Annotated in this window: 19 protein-coding genes; 12 read left to right on the plus strand and 7 right to left on the minus strand. The window is 69.1% G+C overall.

The genetic code is table 11. The features are described from left to right. Positions 1 to 22 precede the first annotated feature (22 nt). Entirely contained in the window at positions 23 to 322 is a 300-nt protein-coding gene (locus ABIE44_RS09570) for a DUF2470 domain-containing protein (RefSeq protein ID WP_354437967.1), read from the plus strand. Here ABIE44_RS09570 and ABIE44_RS09575 read toward each other — a convergent pair. The 3 genes from ABIE44_RS09575 to ABIE44_RS09585 are packed head-to-tail and all read right to left on the minus strand — an operon-like array spanning position 319 to position 2,319. Continuing rightward, on the minus strand, positions 319 to 1,173 hold the full coding sequence (locus ABIE44_RS09575; RefSeq protein WP_209718951.1) for an alpha/beta hydrolase family protein: 855 nt from the start codon (positions 1,171 to 1,173) through the stop codon (positions 319 to 321). The two genes, ABIE44_RS09570 and ABIE44_RS09575, sit on opposite strands and share 4 nt — an antisense overlap. Further along, complete coding sequence (locus tag ABIE44_RS09580) at positions 1,152 to 1,949, minus strand: deoxyribonuclease IV (protein ID WP_209718948.1); 798 nt, start codon at positions 1,947 to 1,949, stop codon at positions 1,152 to 1,154. The genes ABIE44_RS09575 and ABIE44_RS09580 overlap by 22 nt, the downstream gene beginning before the upstream one ends. Positions 1,950 to 1,968: 19 nt before the next feature. Beyond that, the gene (locus ABIE44_RS09585) at positions 1,969 to 2,319 is read right to left on the minus strand and encodes a hypothetical protein (RefSeq protein WP_209718943.1); all 351 of its coding nucleotides are present in this window, start codon (positions 2,317 to 2,319) and stop codon (positions 1,969 to 1,971) included. Between the two features lie 236 nt (positions 2,320 to 2,555). On the opposite strand from ABIE44_RS09585, the gene rpsF reads away from it, so the two are divergent. The 4 genes from rpsF (at position 2,556) to rplI (ending at position 4,220) form a co-directional block, all read left to right on the plus strand. After that, the gene (gene rpsF / locus ABIE44_RS09590; protein WP_209718940.1) at positions 2,556 to 2,846 is read left to right on the plus strand and encodes a 30S ribosomal protein S6; all 291 of its coding nucleotides are present in this window, start codon (positions 2,556 to 2,558) and stop codon (positions 2,844 to 2,846) included. A gap of 44 nt (positions 2,847 to 2,890) precedes the next feature. After that, complete coding sequence (locus tag ABIE44_RS09595) at positions 2,891 to 3,457, plus strand: single-stranded DNA-binding protein (RefSeq protein ID WP_209718937.1); 567 nt, start codon at positions 2,891 to 2,893, stop codon at positions 3,455 to 3,457. A gap of 65 nt (positions 3,458 to 3,522) precedes the next feature. Further along, a complete protein-coding gene (gene rpsR, locus ABIE44_RS09600) occupies positions 3,523 to 3,759 on the plus strand; it encodes a 30S ribosomal protein S18 (RefSeq protein WP_209718935.1) in 237 nt (78 codons plus the stop codon). Between the two features lie 17 nt (positions 3,760 to 3,776). Further along, positions 3,777 to 4,220: a 50S ribosomal protein L9 gene (gene rplI, locus ABIE44_RS09605; protein ID WP_209718932.1), complete on the plus strand. Its 444-nt coding sequence runs from the start codon at positions 3,777 to 3,779 to the stop codon at positions 4,218 to 4,220. A gap of 36 nt (positions 4,221 to 4,256) precedes the next feature. Here the strand turns inward: rplI and ABIE44_RS09610 are convergent, their stop codons facing one another. Together ABIE44_RS09610 and ABIE44_RS09615 are read right to left on the minus strand one after the other, a co-directional pair. Beyond that, on the minus strand, positions 4,257 to 4,850 hold the full coding sequence (locus ABIE44_RS09610; protein ID WP_209718929.1) for a hypothetical protein: 594 nt from the start codon (positions 4,848 to 4,850) through the stop codon (positions 4,257 to 4,259). Between the two features lie 5 nt (positions 4,851 to 4,855). Then, entirely contained in the window at positions 4,856 to 6,163 is a 1,308-nt protein-coding gene (locus ABIE44_RS09615; RefSeq protein WP_209718927.1) for an MATE family efflux transporter, read from the minus strand. A gap of 576 nt (positions 6,164 to 6,739) precedes the next feature. Here ABIE44_RS09615 and dnaB point away from each other — a divergent pair. Further along, on the plus strand, positions 6,740 to 8,044 hold the full coding sequence (dnaB, locus tag ABIE44_RS09620; protein ID WP_209723421.1) for a replicative DNA helicase: 1,305 nt from the start codon (positions 6,740 to 6,742) through the stop codon (positions 8,042 to 8,044). A 13-nt stretch (positions 8,045 to 8,057) separates the two neighbouring features. On the opposite strand, the gene ABIE44_RS09625 is transcribed toward dnaB, so the two are convergent. Beyond that, complete coding sequence (locus ABIE44_RS09625) at positions 8,058 to 9,509, minus strand: flavin-containing monooxygenase (protein WP_209718924.1); 1,452 nt, start codon at positions 9,507 to 9,509, stop codon at positions 8,058 to 8,060. A 113-nt stretch (positions 9,510 to 9,622) separates the two neighbouring features. On the opposite strand from ABIE44_RS09625, the gene ABIE44_RS09630 reads away from it, so the two are divergent. The 4 genes from ABIE44_RS09630 to ABIE44_RS09645 all read left to right on the plus strand — a co-directional run bounded on the left by ABIE44_RS09630 (position 9,623) and on the right by ABIE44_RS09645 (position 13,339). Next, on the plus strand, positions 9,623 to 10,663 hold the full coding sequence (locus ABIE44_RS09630; RefSeq protein WP_209718921.1) for an alpha/beta hydrolase: 1,041 nt from the start codon (positions 9,623 to 9,625) through the stop codon (positions 10,661 to 10,663). Positions 10,664 to 10,732: 69 nt separating this feature from the next. Next, positions 10,733 to 11,365: a dihydrofolate reductase family protein gene (locus ABIE44_RS09635; RefSeq protein ID WP_209718918.1), complete on the plus strand. Its 633-nt coding sequence runs from the start codon at positions 10,733 to 10,735 to the stop codon at positions 11,363 to 11,365. Positions 11,366 to 11,540: 175 nt separating this feature from the next. Further along, a complete protein-coding gene (locus ABIE44_RS09640; RefSeq protein WP_209718915.1) occupies positions 11,541 to 12,878 on the plus strand; it encodes a serine hydrolase domain-containing protein in 1,338 nt (445 codons plus the stop codon). Between the two features lie 50 nt (positions 12,879 to 12,928). Beyond that, entirely contained in the window at positions 12,929 to 13,339 is a 411-nt protein-coding gene (locus ABIE44_RS09645; protein ID WP_209718912.1) for a hypothetical protein, read from the plus strand. A 9-nt stretch (positions 13,340 to 13,348) separates the two neighbouring features. Here the strand turns inward: ABIE44_RS09645 and ABIE44_RS09650 are convergent, their stop codons facing one another. Next, entirely contained in the window at positions 13,349 to 13,903 is a 555-nt protein-coding gene (locus tag ABIE44_RS09650; protein WP_209718909.1) for a TetR/AcrR family transcriptional regulator, read from the minus strand. A 105-nt stretch (positions 13,904 to 14,008) separates the two neighbouring features. On the opposite strand from ABIE44_RS09650, the gene ABIE44_RS09655 reads away from it, so the two are divergent. Continuing rightward, the gene (locus ABIE44_RS09655; RefSeq protein ID WP_209718906.1) at positions 14,009 to 14,908 is read left to right on the plus strand and encodes an oxygenase MpaB family protein; all 900 of its coding nucleotides are present in this window, start codon (positions 14,009 to 14,011) and stop codon (positions 14,906 to 14,908) included. 28 nt (positions 14,909 to 14,936) lie between these two features. Next, positions 14,937 to 15,977, plus strand: a complete 1,041-nt coding sequence (locus tag ABIE44_RS09660) for an LLM class F420-dependent oxidoreductase (protein ID WP_209718904.1) — start codon at positions 14,937 to 14,939, stop codon at positions 15,975 to 15,977. Positions 15,978 to 15,984 lie beyond the last annotated feature (7 nt).

The raw sequence follows: 15,984 nt of genomic DNA on the forward strand, positions 1-15,984 counted from the left end.
ACCCGTCGCTAGGGTCGTGATCATGAGCACCTTCGCCCCCGAGGTCGTCACGGCCGTCTGCGCCCACATGAACGACGACCACACCGAGGACAGCCTGCGGATCGTGAAGGCGTTCGCCCGGCCCGAGGCCACCGCTGCGGTCATGTCGGGTCTCGACGAGACCGCCGGCGTCTGGACCGCCACCGTCGACGGTGCCACCGAAGAGGTCCGTGTCGCCTGGCCCTCCGGGCCGATCAGCGAGCGTGCCGAGATCCGCCGCGAGGTCGTCGTGCTCTACGAGTCCGCGTGCGCGAAGCTCGGTCTCGAGCCGTCAGCGCACTAGCCGGGGAACAGCTGCGCGATCTGCGCCCACGCGTCGCTGCTCGGGTCGATCAGGTCGAAGTGCCCGCCCGGCACGCTGACCAGCGCCCCGTCGCCACCGGCACCTGAGTCGAGCTTGACGTAGGTGCTGCTCTGGTCGGGCGGCACGATGTCGTCGTCCTTCGCGGCCACCGCGACGATGCGTCCCTTCGCCGGCACCAGCGCTGCCGGGTCGCCGAGCGCGTACGCCGCAGCCTCCTGGTCGGGATCGCCGTTCATCAGGCCCTGGGGAGCTCCGTTGCCGATCCCTTGGTGGCCGGCCGAGGTGAGGTCGAGGACGCCGGACAGCGAGATGGTCGTCGTTGGGGTGACGCTGGGTGCTCCGCCCGGCGTGCTGTCCGTGCGCGACGCGGCCCAGACAGCCAGGTGCCCACCGGCGGAGTGACCGATCGAGAACACGTCGAGCCCCTCCGGCAGGTCCAGCTCGGCCACCTTGTCGAACGCCGCCGCGATGTCGTCGAAGGTGGCCGGGAAGCCGCCTCCGGTGCCGACCCGGCGGTACTCCACGTTCCAGGTCGCGTACCCGAGGTCGTGCAGCGCGTCGGCCATCGGATCCATCAGCCCGGCCTTGTACTGGTCGAGCCAGAACCCTCCGTGCACCAGGACGGCCAGGCCGAGCGGCTTCCTGTCCGGGACTCGGAGGACGCCGTACTGGTCGGGGTGGTCGCTCCCGTAGACGATCTTGGTGCGACCGCGACCCTTCGTGGTCGGAGGTCCGGTCTTCTCCGGTCCTGAGCCGCAGGCCGACAGCACCGCCGCCAGCCCGGACAGGCCGAGCAGCCCGCGCCGGGTCAGAGGCGGGAGCTGAGCCACGCGAAGTCCTCCTTGTGCTCCTCGGCCCCGCCCGGGGTCTCGCAGATCACCGGAGCCGCAGCGTCCCGGACAACGCCCGCGAACTCGTCCGGGTCCAGCTGACCCGCTCCGAAGTTCGCGTGCCGGTCGGCGCCGGAGTCGAACGAGTCCCGGCTGTCGTTGGCGTGGACCAGGTCGATGCGACCGGTGATCGCGTGGATCTGCTCGACCGCGTCGGTGAGGCTGATGCCTCCCGCCCAGGCGTGGCAGGTGTCCAGGCAGAAGCCGACGTTCTCGGCGCCCTCGGCCTCCTGGATCGCCTTCCACACCGAGCCGATCCGGTCGAGGTGTCGCGCCATCGCGTTGTCGCCGCCGGCGGTGTTCTCCAGCAGCAGCGGGATCTTCAGGTCGGTGGCTTCGACGGCTTTGCGCCAGTTGTCGAACCCCTTGGCCGGGTCGTCGTCCTTGTTCACGTGCCCGCCGTGGACGATCAGCCCCTTCGCCCCGATCTCCGCCGCCGCGTCGATGTGCTGCTGGAGCAGCTTGCGGCTCGGGATCCGGATCCGGTTGTTCGTCGTCGCCACGTTGACGATGTACGGCGCGTGCACGTACAGGTCGATGCCCGCGGCCTCGGCGTCTGCCTTGAGCGCAGCGGCCCCGCCGGCGTACGCGATCTCGGGGCCCTTGTAGCCCTGCGGGTCGCCCAGGAAGAACTGCACCAGCGTGGTGCCGCGCGCCTTCGCCTCGGCGATCGGATCGGTCTGGTCGACGTGGGCGCCGATGGAGATGCGGGTCATGGCACCAGCCTAGGAGGGCCTACCGACGGCGCGCCGCCAGCAGTGCCGCCGTACCCAGCCCGAGCTCGGCCGCGAGGTAGGCCCAGTACGCGCTGTCCGTGCGCGGCTTGTCGATCGCGAGCCCCGCCAGCCGTACGACGCCCGCTCCGAGCCAGGTGTAGCCGACCGCGCGCTGGGCTCCGGCCGATCCGCTGAGCAGGCCGTACCCACCGAGCGCGGCGTACGTCCCGCCGAGCCCGGCGCGTGCCTCGGTCAGGCCGCGCTGGCTGGTCGGCGGCAGGTCGAGGGCGGCCGTGACCCGCTCCGGGATCGCGATGCCGGCTGCTCCCGAGAGCATCAGTGCCGCGCTGCTCAGGTGTCCGAGGTCCATGGCCTCAACCTATGCGCTCGTTCTGCAGGGCTGAGCATCCACAAGCTCCCCCAAGCCGCCGTCGTCCCCCTTGCAAACCTCCGTCGGCGTCCCTGTCCTGCGGCTGGTGATTGGCTCCAGACCCGTGGTTCCGGTTACTCTTGCGCGTCCTCTCTCCCGATGGGAGCGGACAACCGCACAGCCCTCCTGCCACGGAAACGCCGTGGCCGCCAAGTCCGAAGGAGGTGGACAACGCTATGCGTAACTACGAACTCATGATCATCCTTGATCCTGAACTCGAGGAGCGGACGGTTGCACCGTCGCTCGACACGTACCTCAACGTCGTTCGCAACGACGGGGGAACCGTGGAGAACGTTGACGTCTGGGGACGTCGTCGTCTCGCCTACGAGATCAACAAGAACGCCGAAGGCATCTACGCCGTCGTGACGCTCGCGGCCGAACCGGCCACCGTCAAGGAGCTCGACCGTCAGCTCACGCTGAACGAGTCGGTGCTTCGCACTAAGGTCCTTCGTCCCGACGCTCACTGAGCCCAGCTCAGTAGCCCGAAGCACGAATTCCTAGGGAGAAACCCATGGCAGGCGAGACCCTCATCACCGTAGTCGGCAACCTCACCGGCGACCCGGAGTTGCGCTTCACCCCCTCGGGTGCGGCCGTCGCGAACTTCACGATCGCGTCGACCCCGCGCAACTTCGACCGTCAGACCAACGAGTGGAAGGACGGCGACACGCTGTTCCTCAACTGCTCCGTCTGGCGTCAGGCCGCCGAGAACGTCGCCGAGTCCCTGCAGCGCGGCATGCGTGTCGTCGCCCAGGGGCGGCTCAAGGCCCGCAGCTACGAGACCCGCGAGGGCGAGAAGCGCACGGTCATGGAGCTCGACGTCGAAGAGGTCGGGCCCAGCCTGAAGTACGCGACTGCCAAGGTCACCCGAGCCACCCGCAGCGGCGGCGACGGCGGCGGTTTCTCCGGCGGCGGCAACGACCCGTGGGCCTCGCAGCCCGCGCAGTCGGCGCCAGCCGCTCCCCAGTCCGCCCCCCAGCAGGGTGGCGGCAGCTGGGGCGGTCAGCAGGGTGGCGCTCCGGCAGCACCCTCGCAGGACCCCTGGGCCGTGCCCGGGGCGTCCGAAGAGCCGCCGTTCTGACGAACAACTCATCCATCCGCCCACCATTCCGGCACTGAGCCGGGCTCACGAAAGGGAGCACCACAATGGCGAAGGCAGTCATCCGCAAGCCGAAGAAGAAGGTTTGCCAGTTCTGCAAGGAGAAGGAGTCCGCGATCGATTACAAGGACACCAACCTCCTGCGCAAGTTCATCTCCGACCGCGGCAAGATCCGCGCGCGTCGGGTCACCGGCAACTGTGTCCAGCACCAGCGCGACGTCGCCACGGCCGTGAAGAACGCCCGTGAGGTCGCCCTGCTGCCGTACACGTCCACCGGACGCTGAGAAGGGGGAGTCACGACATGAAGCTCATCCTCACTCAGGAAGTCACCGGCCTCGGTGCCGCTGGCGACGTCGTCGAGGTCAAGGACGGCTACGGCCGCAACTTCCTCATCCCGCGTGGTTTCGGCATCCGCTGGACCAAGGGTGGCGAGAAGACCATCGAGTCGATCAAGAAGGCGCGTGCCGCTCGCAGCGTGCGCGACGCCGACCACGCCGCCGAGGTCAAGGCCACCCTGGAGGGCTCGACCTTCCAGGTGAAGGTCCGCGCCGGCGAGGGTGGTCGCCTGTTCGGCGCCGTCACGACCGCTGACATCGCCTCGGCGATCGTCGCCGGCGGTGGCGAGGTCGACAAGCGCACGATCGTGGTCGGGAACCCGATCAAGTCGCTCGGCACCCACACCGTGACGGTGAAGGTGCACGACGAGGTCGAGGCGAAGGTCAACCTGAACGTCGTCTCCGCCTGATCGGCGCACAGCTCGATCAACGAGGAAGCCGTCCCGCTAGTCGGGGCGGCTTCCGTCGTTCCCGGGCGCTCTCGGGTGGATCTCCAGGGGGCCCGGCCCACCGAGCCAGGTCCGGCGGTGCACCCGGAAGAGGTAGAAGATGAACGCCACGTTGGTCAGCACCGCGAACCCGAGGGCTGCGGTGTCGAAGTCGTGCAGCTCGGCCCCGATGACGATCGCGGGAAGCACCGCCACCAAAGCGTAGGCCCACAGGAGCAGACCGAACCGGCGAGCGATGTAGGCATCCGGGTGGTTCGTCGCCGCTTGCTCGGCGACCTCCTTGGCCAGAAGCAGGCAGAAGATGATCTGGGGAAGGCTCAGGGCCCACTCGCCGGAGTCGTTCAGCTCGTGGCGGACCTGCGGCAGGAACATCGGGATGCTGACCGCGGTCGCCACGTACGCCGCCCAGCGGGCGCCGTCCAAGGCAAGTCCAGTGCGCGCGAGCGGCACCAGCCCGGCGAGGACCAGCAGCCAGCCCAGCGGGTCCGCGAGGCCGTCGTAGGTCTTCCACGAGGGGTGGGGGTTCGCCGGGAAGTAGGCGTTGCCGACGACGATGACGAGGCCCATCGCGATGCGCTGGAGGGGTGACACGCCAGTCACCCTACGGTCATCCACGCCGGGGTTCGCTCGCGTGCCAGCAGGACGACGCAACGGCCACCCATGAACGCGGTGGCGAACGCGATCCAGAGCCAGACCAGCGTCCCGCCCCAGGCGAGTGCGACCCAGGCCGCGGGCGCGAAGACGACCAGCACGGCCAGTCCCGCCCAGGCCAGGTAGCGACCGTCGCCCGCTCCGATCAGGACGCCGTCGAGGACGAAGACGATGCCGGCCACGGGTTGGGCAGCGGCGGCCACCAGGAAGACCCCGACCAGGAGGCGCCGGACCTCGTCGTCGCCGGTGAACAGGTGCCCGAGGACCGGGGACCCTGCGGCGAGCAGGATCCCGGTGGCGATGCCGGTGACCAGGCCCCAGCGCAGCATCCGCCTGGTGACCGTCCTCGTCGCGTCCAGGTCTCCGGCCCCCAGGTGGCGCCCGGTGAGGGCCTGGGCGGCGATGGCGATCGCATCGAGCGTGAAGGCCAGGAACGTCCAGACGGTCAGCGCGATCTGCATCGCGGCGAGGTCGGCTTCGCCGAGGGTGGTGGCGCCGTACGTCATCACCAGCAGGCTGGCCCGCAGCGTGACCGTCCGCAGCAGCAGCGGTACGCCGGCGCGACCGGCGGCGCGGATCCCGCGTCCGGTCGGGCGCCGGTCGGCCTCGTGCCGACGGGCCGCCCGGTCGACGACGAGCAGCAGCACCGCCGCCGACCCGATCTGCGCCAGAACCGTGCCGAGCGCCGAACCGGTGATGCCGAGGTCGAGGCCGTAGACGAACAGCAGGTTCAGGCCGACGTTGACCAGGTTCCCGCCGACGGCGACGACCAGGGGCGTTCGGGTGTCCTGGAGGCCGCGCAGGATGCCGGTGGCGGCCAGCATCACCAGCAGCGGCGCAGCGCCGACCACGGCGATCCGGAGGTACAGCTCGGCCTGGTGGGAGACCTCGTCGCCGGCACCGAAGAGCCCGACCAGTCCCGGGGTGGCGACCAGGCCGACGACGGTGATCGGGACACCGATGACGACCGCCAGCCAGATCCCGTCGATCCCCGACGAGATCGCCCCGCGCAGGTCGCCCGCGCCGATGCGCCGCGCGACCGACGCGGTCGTGCCGTAGGCCAGGAAGATGCACAGGCTGATCAGGGTCGTCAGCACCGCCCCCGCGATGCCCAGACCGGCCAGCTCCGGGGTGCCGAGATGACCCACGATGGCCGAGTCGGCGAGCAGGAAGGCGGGCTCGGCGACCAGGGCCAGGAAGGCCGGGACCGCCAGCCGCAGGATCTCGCGGTCGACGGAGGCGGCGGGGGACATGGAGGCGAGGCTAAGGCCTGTCCGAGGCCTGTTGATAACCGTCTCTGCCTGTGGGTATTTGAATCACTCAGCCGTTTTGTCGACATAGAAACTGCCGTGTCCCAGATGACGAAACAGTGAACAGATTCGAGATGGAAATCTTTTCTCCACAGCCCGTGGAAAGGCATTACTGCAGGTCAGCGGCCTGCCAGGCATCATTCGGTGGGCGCGGTCCACAGTGAAACCACCACCCTGTGCACAGGAAATGCGGCGTGCTCCACACCGTGCACAGGGTTTTCCACAGGGTGCTGTGGATACCGGGCTTGGTGCCTCTCCACGCAAGGACTTAGTGTCACGCGATCCGGGTCTGTCGGGGGTCCGAGTCATCCTCGGATGACAGGCGCGGAGCAGGGCCGGGACCGGCTCTGGAGGACCAGGGAACGGGGAGATCGACACGTGAGCATCACTGAGTCAGGTGACTTCGGTGGAGCACCCGCTCCGGCCTACCCCGACGTCCCCAGCCAGCCCTCCTTCGGCGGCGACCCGGGCGGTGCTTACGGCGACGGTCCGACCAACCAGGAGACCTGGACCGGGCGGATGCCCCCGCAGGACAACGAGGCCGAGCAGAGCGTCCTCGGCTCGATGCTCATCTCCAAGGACGCCATCGCCGACGTGCTCGAGTCGGTCAAGGCGCACGACTTCTACAAGCCGGCGCACGAGACCATCTTCCTGGCGATCACCGACCTCTACAGCCGCGGTGAGCCGGCCGACCCGGTCACCGTCTCCGCGGAGCTCGCGCGCCGCGGCGAGATGGTCCGCGTCGGGGGCGCGCCGTACCTGCACACGCTGTCGGCCAGCGTCCCGATCGCGGCCAACGCCGGCTACTACGCCGAGATCGTCCGGGAGAAGGCGATCCTGCGCCGCCTGGTCGAGGCCGGCACCAAGATCGCCCAGCTCGGGTACGCCGGCGAGGGCCAGGTCGACGCCACCGTCGACGCCGCCCAGGCGGAGATCTACTCGGTCACCGAGAACCGCTCCTCGGAGGACTACGTCCCGCTGAGCGACATCATGGAGGCGACCCTCGACGAGATCGAGGCGATCTCCAGCCGCGAGGGCGGGCTGTCCGGCGTACCGACCGGGTTCGCGGAGCTCGACGACCTGACCAACGGCCTGCACCCCGGCCAGATGATCATCGTGGCGGCGCGCCCCGCTATGGGCAAATCGACTCTAGGTTTGGACCTGTGCCGTGCTGCGTCGGTGCACAACAACATGACCAGCTGCTTCTTCAGCCTCGAGATGACGAAGTCCGAGATCACCATGCGTCTGCTCTCGGCCGAGGCCCGGATCCCGCTGAACCACCTGCGCAACGGCCCGATGACCGACGACGACTGGGCCAAGCTCGCGCCGAAGATGAGCGAGGTCTCCGGGGCGCCGATGTTCATCGACGACTCGCCGAACCTCACGATGATGGAGATCCGCGCCAAGGCGCGCCGTCTCAAGCAGCGCCACGACCTCAAGCTGATCGTCATCGACTACCTCCAGCTGATGAGCTCGGGCAAGAAGGTCGAGTCCCGTCAGCTCGAGGTCTCCGAGTTCTCCCGGCAGATCAAGCTGCTCGCCAAGGAGCTCGAGCTCCCGATCATCGCGCTCTCCCAGCTCAACCGTGGTCCCGAGCAGCGCGCCGACAAGCGCCCCGCCATGAGCGACCTGCGTGAGTCCGGCTCGATCGAGCAGGACGCGGACATCGTGATGCTGCTGCACCGCGACGACGCCTACGAGAAGGAGTCGACCCGCCCGGGCGAGGCCGACATCATCGTGGCCAAGCACCGCAACGGCCCGACCCGCGACGTCACGGTGCTCTTCCAGGGCCACTACAGCCGCTTCGTCGACATGGCGCGCTGACCGGCTTGCAAGTTCAGCGTGCGGCGGGGGTCGTCGCGAAGTCCTCGTCCTCGATCTCGCTCATCAGCGCCCGGAACCGCTTCGGCGCCCACGGGAAGACCTCGAGGTTGCCGGCCTCGCCGAGGTACCAGCTGGTGCAGCCGGTCGCCCAGACGGTGTCGGGCGTCGCCGCGGCGATCTCGTCGTAGAACGCGTCGGTCGCCTGAGTCGTCGGTGCCATCGAGTCGATCTCCGCGCGCTGCCACCGCCGGATCCAGTCGAGCATGTAGCCCGCCTGTGCCTCCGCGATCGCCACCAGGGAGTAGTTGCCGACCGGAGAGTTCGGACCCATGAACATGAAGAAGTTCGGAAAGCCGGGCACGGCGACGGTCCGGTACGCGTGCGGGTACGACGCCCAGGCGTCTTCCAGGGTGGTCCCGTCAGGACCGGTCATCGCGATCGGCCGCAGGTAGGCGTGCGCGTCGAAGCCGGTGGCGAGCACCAGGACGTCGCACGGGTGCAGGACACCGTCGCTGGTGCGGACTCCCTCGGGCTCGATCCGCTCGATGCTCGCAGTGACGACCTCGACGGTCGGCTTCTGGATCGCGTCGTAGAAGTTCGACGAGATCACCAGCCGTCGGCACATCGGCTCAGTGGGCGGCGTCAGCGCCTCGCGAAGAACAGGGTCCTTCACCTTCCTCAGCTGCCGTCGGATCTGCCAGCTCCCGAACCGACGGATCGGACCGGGATGGAGCAGGGCGGGGGAGAACGACTCGATGAAGAGTCTCCAGCCGTGGTATGTCAGGCGGTCGTACGCCGGGACGGTGCGGTGCAACCAGGCGTTGAACCGCGAGGTCTCCGGGTTCTTCATCTGCATGACCCAGTGGGGCGTGCGCTGGAGCACGGTGAGCTTCTCGACGCGGTCGGCGAGGTTGCCGATGATCTGAGCACCTGTCGAGCCGGTGCCGATGAGCGCGACCCGCGCCCCGTCCAGGGGCACGCTGTGGTCCCAGCGCGCCGAGTGGAACGCCGAACCGGCGAAGTCCTCGAGTCCGGGGATCTCGGGGTAGCGCGGGTGGTGCAGGATCCCGGTCGCCGAGACCACGAAGTCGTACTCCTCCGCGGCGCCGTCGCTCGAGGTCACGAGCCATCGTTCACCCGTCCAGGCGACCATCGCGACCTCGGTCCCGAACCGGATGTGGCTGCGGACGCCCAGCTCCCGGGAGACCCGGTCGAAGTACGCGTGGATCTCCGCACCGGGCGCCATCACCCGGCTCCAGTCGGGGTTCCGCGCGAAGGTGTACTGGTAGAACCGGGAGGGCACGTCGCAGGCGATGCCGGGATAGGTGTTGTCGCGCCAGGTCCCGCCCGCGTCGTCGGTCTTCTCGTAGATCGTGAAGTCGTCGATGCCGTCGCGGAGGAGCAGTGCTCCCAGGCAGATCCCGGACATTCCCGCGCCGACGACGGCGACCTTGGGGCTGCGCATGCTCACAGCCTCGCGGCACTGCAGGGCCGTCGCTGACAATCTGGCCGGACAGGCGTGTCGAAGCCGGGCTAGGCTCACCCGGGCGGGGGACTCCGAACGACAGTGGGTGTCCGATGAAGCGTGCGTTCCTCGCGGTCCTGGTGCTCGGCCTTCTCGCCGTCCCGTCGCTGGTCTCGGCCCAGCCCGCGGCCACTGGTCCAGCCGGGACAGCGAGCGCGATCCGGGTCGTGAGCGAGCAACGGGAGTCGGCACGGGTGACCAAGTTCAAGGTCACGACGCCCTCGCTCGCGATGTCCGCGAAGGTCCCGCTCCGGATCAACGTCGTCCTGCCGACGGACTACGCCGCGCACCCGAAGCGCCGCTACCCGGTTCTCTACGCCCTCCCGGGAACCAGCAACCTCGCTGACGTCTGGCTCACCAACCTCGACACGGTGAACCTGACCAAGGCGCTCCCGGTCATCGTCGTCGTCCCGGACGGCACCTACGACGCGGACGGTGGTGGTTTCTACACGAACTGGGCGGACCGGCGCACGAGCAGGGGCGTCGCCGACTGGGAGACGTTCCACACCGCGGAGCTCGTCAGGTGGGTCGACCAGCGCTACCGCACCATCCCCAACCGGACCGGCCGCGCGATCCTCGGCATCTCCCAGGGCGGCTTCGGCTCGATGTCGTACGCGGCGCGTCACCCCGATCTCTACGGCGCTGCAGCGTCGTTCTCGGGCGCGACGGCGATCTACGACAACCCCGTCTGCCGCCTGGGCGCCTCGGTGCTGATCGCCGGGATCATGGTCGGCCTCAACGGCGTGCAGCCGTTCGCGCCGTTCGGCGACCCGCTCGGCAATGCCGCGAACTGGAAGGCGCGCGACCCCGCCTCGAACGTGGCGAAGCTGTCCGGGACGTACGTCGAGATCTACACCAGCAGCGGCCTGCCCGGGAAGGACGACCTCACCGATCCGGCGGTGGTCGGCACGGTCGCCCTGGAGACGGTGCTGCACGCGTCCAACCTGTGCTTCAAGCAGGCGGCCGACCGCGCCGGCGTGAAGATCGGCTGGCACGACTACCCGTACGGGACCCACGCCTGGATGTACGGCGACCGGTCGTTGAAGGACTACCTGCCGAGACTGATGGCGTTCTTTCGGGACGCCAGGTCCTGACGTCATGTCGAAATCTCTCGACCCCGCTCGACGTCCGGGTGAAGGGTCCCGACCCACCTAGGAGCAACCGTGTCACTCGTACGGATTCACAACTTCTCGATCTCCCTCGACGGTTTCGGCAGCGGTGAGCCGCAGTCGCTCGAGACACCGTTCGGCCACGCCGGACAGCGGCTGCACCGGTGGATGATGGCTACCAAATTCTGGGACGCCGAGAACGGCAGCGCCGGTCTCGACAACGACTTCGCCGAGCGGCACAGCATCGGCTTCGGTGCCGAGATCATGGGGTCGAACAAGTTCGGACCTCCGGGCTGGCAGGACGACCCGGACTGGCAGGGCTGGTGGGGGCCGAACCCGCCGTTCCACACGCCGGTCTACGTCCTGACCCACCGCCCGCGGGAGTCCTTCGAGCTCGAGGGTGGGAACGTCTTCCACTTCCTCGACGCGTCCCCGGCGGAGGCGTTGGCGGTCGCGCGCGAGGCGGCCGGCGAGCTCGACGTACGGATCGGCGGAGGCGCGAGCGTGGTCCGGGACTTCCTCGCCGCCGGGCTCGTCGACCAGATGCACGTGGTCCAGGTGCCGATCCTGCTGGGCCGTGGTGCTCGCCTCTGGGACGGGCTCGAAGGCCTCGAGGAGACCTTCACCATCGAAGCCGTCCCTTCGCCGAGCGGGGTCACCCACCTGAGCTTCACCCGCAAGGTGTGACGCGGACCACCGGGTTCCCGCAGGTTCTGCCGTTCTGCTTGCCCGAGGTCGTTGAACGTGCAACCATTCAGGTGCCGCCCGCTGACGACCCGAGACGTCAGCGGGTGCGCCTTTTCCCGGCGAGGGATGCGCGAGGTCAACCGGACATTCCGGACGCGCGCGGTAGCCTCGGCCCATGCGCCGCTCCCGCAAGATCCTGCTCTCGGTCGTCGCCGCCGTGCTGGTTCTCCTGGTCGGCGGTTACTGGTACGAGCGGCCGATGCTGCTGACCGGCACCGGGTACGCCGCGCACAACGCCTGCGCACTGAAGTCGGTCGCCGACCGCGCCGACGCCGAGGACGACCTCCCGCCCAACCCGCTCGTCCCCGTCCTCAAGGCGCAGGCCGACGGGGACGGCGCCAAGGCCAGCATCCTGGGTCTGCTCGCGAAGAAGCGCGCCTGGTCGACGCCGGGCTTCGGTTGCACGATCTCCGACGAACCGCCCAGCCTTCCGAAGGCGACAGCGGTGAGCTCGACGGGCAACCCGTTCACCGACGCGGTCGTGACTGCTCCGTCGGCTGCCGTCACTGCTGCTCTGGCGGACGGCTTTGGCGACGACCTGTCGAAGGGCAAGCGCGAGGATCTCGGCACTCGCGCGATCCTGGTGGCGAAGGACGGCAAGCTCGTCGCCGAGCGTTACGCGAAGGGATTCGACGCGACGACGCCGCAGCTGGGGTGGTCGATCACCAAGAGCATCACCAGCCTGATGGTCGGCAGGCTGGTGATCGAGGGGAAGGTCCGGCTCGACGACGACCACCTTCGTCCGGAGTGGAAGGACGACCGCGCGAACATCACCGTGCGGCAGCTGCTGCAGATGACCAGCGGTCTGGACTGGGACGAGACCTACTCGCTCGGCACGCCGATCACCAAGATGCTCTACGCCGAGCCCGACATGGGCAAGTACGTCGCGTCCCAAGAGCTCGACCACGACCCTGGTACCCACCTGCAGTACTCCAGCGGGAGCACCACCCTGCTCTGCTCGATCCTCGCCCAGGACAACGGCGGCGCGAACTTCCCGCGGCAGACCTTGTTCTCACCGCTCGGCCTGTCCAGCGCGGTCATGGAGGTTGACGGCTCCGGCACCCCGGTCTGCAGCTCCTACATGTGGGCCAGCCCTCGCGACTGGGCGGCGGTCGGCCAGTTCGCGCTGCAGGACGGCGTCTGGAACGGGACCCGGCTGCTGCCCAAGGGCTGGATGGACGCCTCCACCATCGCGGTGGACGTGAAGGAGAACGAGGACCCCGGCTACGCCACGGGATGGTGGGCGAACGAGCGCGCCGACGGCACCTTGTTCGCCAAGGAGCTGCCGGCCGACACCTACTTCGGCGAGGGTCATGACGGGCAGTGGCTGGTCGTCGTACCGTCGCAGAAGCTGGTCGTCGTGCGGCTCGGCTTCACGCCGACCGAGCTCGACGAGCGGGTGACGTCGATGACGGCGGACCTGATCACGGCGCTGGCGACACCGACGGCTTAAGGAACGCGCGGTCCCGGTGAGGTCGGGGCCACCCAGGGAGAGGGCGTGGCGTGTCGCTGCTGACGGAGGTACTGGTCGTGAGCGGTGTCGCGCTCGACCTCGTCGGGGCCGGGGTCCTTGCCCACGCGCACAACGCCGAGTCCGTCGCCGAGCTGCGCGAGAACATCGGCGAGGAGGGCTCCGCTCTCGGTGAGGACGACGCATTGTCGACCCACTCCCTGCTGCTCGCCGAGAAGCGGATCGGATTCTTCCTGCTCGCCGGCGGGCTGCTGCTCTACCTGACCGGCCTGGTGGTGAAGAGCTCCGCGGACCTGGCCGTGATCGCACCGGTCGCGGCGGGGACGGTGATCGTCGGCCTCGCGGTCAGCGTGCTGTTCACCAAGGTCGTCGGCAAGCGCGTCCGGGACCAGGTGCGCCAGGCCGAAGCCAGGAACGACCCGGACGCACTGCCGGAGCAGTAGCGCGGCGCCCTACGAAGTCTGCTGCGCCTCGGTCAGGCCCTGCAGCAGGAGCAGCTCGTCGAGCAGCACCTGCAGGGTCGGCGCCTCCGGAACGTCGTGGCGCTGCTGGTAGCCGATCAGCACGGCCAGGGCGAGCGAGGCCCGGGTACGCCGCAGCGCAGGATCCGGCACGGCCTCGACCATCGCCTCGAAGATCGCCGTCTCGCGCGCCGTGTCGACCCGGCGCTGGACCGCAGCCACGTCGGCATCGAGGTGCGCCCACGAGCGGATCGCCGCCTCGGCGTCGTGCGGGAAGCTCAGCGCGAAGCGCCGCAGCGTGTCGATCTGCTCGGTCGCACTCGACTGCTGGGCGGCGATCTCTGCCAGCCGGAGGGTCTCCTCCTGCTCCCAGCGCTCGAGCAGGTACTCGACGAAACCGGGCCACCCGGCGAACCAGTGGTGGAAGGAACCCGTGGTGACCCCGAGCTCGGCGCAGAGCGCGTTGATCTTCAGCCCCTCGCGACCGTCGCGGGCCAGCACGCGCATCGCGGCACGGTAGAACCCGTCGCGATCGGTGACGGTCATCAGGCCCTCCCGCGGTGCATCTCGCTGTTGACTCCAGAACGTATCCGAGCGTATCTTCCTCAAAACATATTCGTAAATATCTTTTGGACGAGGCCTGGAGGGGCGATGCTGAACCGCTACGCGAACCGCGACCGGATCGCAGCGATGGACCCCGCGACCCACGCCCGCGAGATCTACACCGTGACGGCGTACCGGGAGTTCCCCTGGGACGTGCCGCAGGCGCTCGGGCTCGCGCTCTTCCGCACGTACGCCGTGCCGAGCATCGGCGAGGTCCTCTACGGCACGGGTGAGTTCACCGAGAAGACCCAGAAGCGGTACGACGACACCGTCATGCTCATCGACGCCGCCATCGAGCACGGCATGGAGCACCCGCGGGGCCGCGCCGCAGTCCGACGGATGAACCAGATGCACCGCGCGTACGACATCAGCAACGACGACATGCTGTACGTCCTGTGCACGTTCGTCGTCGAACCGATCCGGTGGATCGACCGGTGGGGCTGGCGCGCGACGACCGCCGCCGAGCGGGAGGCGAGCGCGGCGGTCTACCGGAACCTCGGCGGGCACATGGGCATCAGTGACATGCCGACGACGTACGACGAGTTCGCCGCCTTCCAGGACGCCTACGAGGCCGAGCACTTCCGCTGGTCCCGCGGCGGGCACCACGTCGCGGTCGCGACGCTGGAGCTGCTCACGACCTTCCGGCCGTTCAGCTTCTTCCCCACCCCGGTGGTGAAGCGGCTCGCCTACGGTCTGCTCGACGACCCGTTGCTGCGCGCGCTCGGCCTGCCTCGACCGACGCGGGTCGAGCGGCTCATCACCCGGGCGATCTTCCGCGGACGCGCACGGATCGAGCGCTTCCTGCCGCCGCGCCGGAAGGACAAGCTGGCCCGCGACCTGACCAGCGTCCGGACCTACCCCAAGTCGGTCCGCGGTACGTTCCCGCTCGACGAGGTCGGCACGTTCCCCGGCTGCCCGGTCAACCACGACGTCTCTGCTACCGGCTGAACCTCACCCCCGAACGAAGGAGAACCCGATGCGCCTGGGCATGATCGTCGACTACGCCGGCGGCTTCGAGGAGACCGCGGACCTACTGGTGGACTACGAGAACGCCGGCCTGGAGCTCGCTGCCGTCGCGGAGGCGTACTCCTTCGACGCGGTCAGCCAGCTCGGCTACTTCGCCGCGCGGACCAAGAAGCTCGAGCTCGCCTCCGCGATCCTGCAGGTGTACTCGCGCACCCCCGCGCTGCTCGCCATGACGGCGGCCGGCCTCGACTTCGTCTCCGGCGGACGGTTCACCCTCGGCCTCGGCGCGTCCGGACCGCAGGTGGTCGAGGGCTTCCACGGCCTCCCGTACGACGCTCCGCTCGGCCGGACCCGCGAGACCATCGAGATCTGCCGCAAGGTGTGGCGCCGCGAACCCCTGACCTACGACGGCAAGCACTACACGGTGCCGCTGCCGGCCGACCAGGGGACGGGACTGGGCAAGCCGCTCAAGCTGATCAACCACCCGCTGCGTGAGCGGATCCCGATCTCGGTCGCCGCTCTCGGGCCGGCCAACGTCGCCCTCGTCGCCGAGCTGGCCGAGTCCTGGCAGCCGTTGTTCTTCCACCCCGGTCACTACCGCGAGGCCTGGGGCGAGGCCCTCGACAAGGGCTACGCCAAGCGCGACCCCGAGCTCGGCCCGCTCGACGTGATGCTGCAGGTGTCCTTCGCCGTCGGCGACCCGACCCCCACCGTGCTCGGCAAGATCCGCGACCAGCTCGCGCTCTACATCGGGGGCATGGGTGCTGCGGACAAGAACTTCTACAACCAGCTCGCCCAGCGCTACGGCTACGTCGAGGAGGCGGCCGAGATCCAGCGGCTCTACCTCTCGGGCCAGAAGGCCGAGGCCGCACTCGCGGTCCCCGAGGAGCTGGTCCGGGCGGTCTCCCTGCTCGGGACCGAGAACGAGATCGCCGAGCAGCTCAAGGAGTTTGCGGCTGCCGGCGTGACCACGCTCCTGCTGAACCCGATGGCACCCGAGGCCGCTGACCGGGTGCGCGACGTGGCGACGTTGGCCGGAATCAACGGCTGAGTCCTAC

The sequence above is a fragment of the Marmoricola sp. OAE513 genome (assembly GCF_040546585.1).
Taxonomy (GTDB): domain Bacteria; phylum Actinomycetota; class Actinomycetes; order Propionibacteriales; family Nocardioidaceae; genus Marmoricola.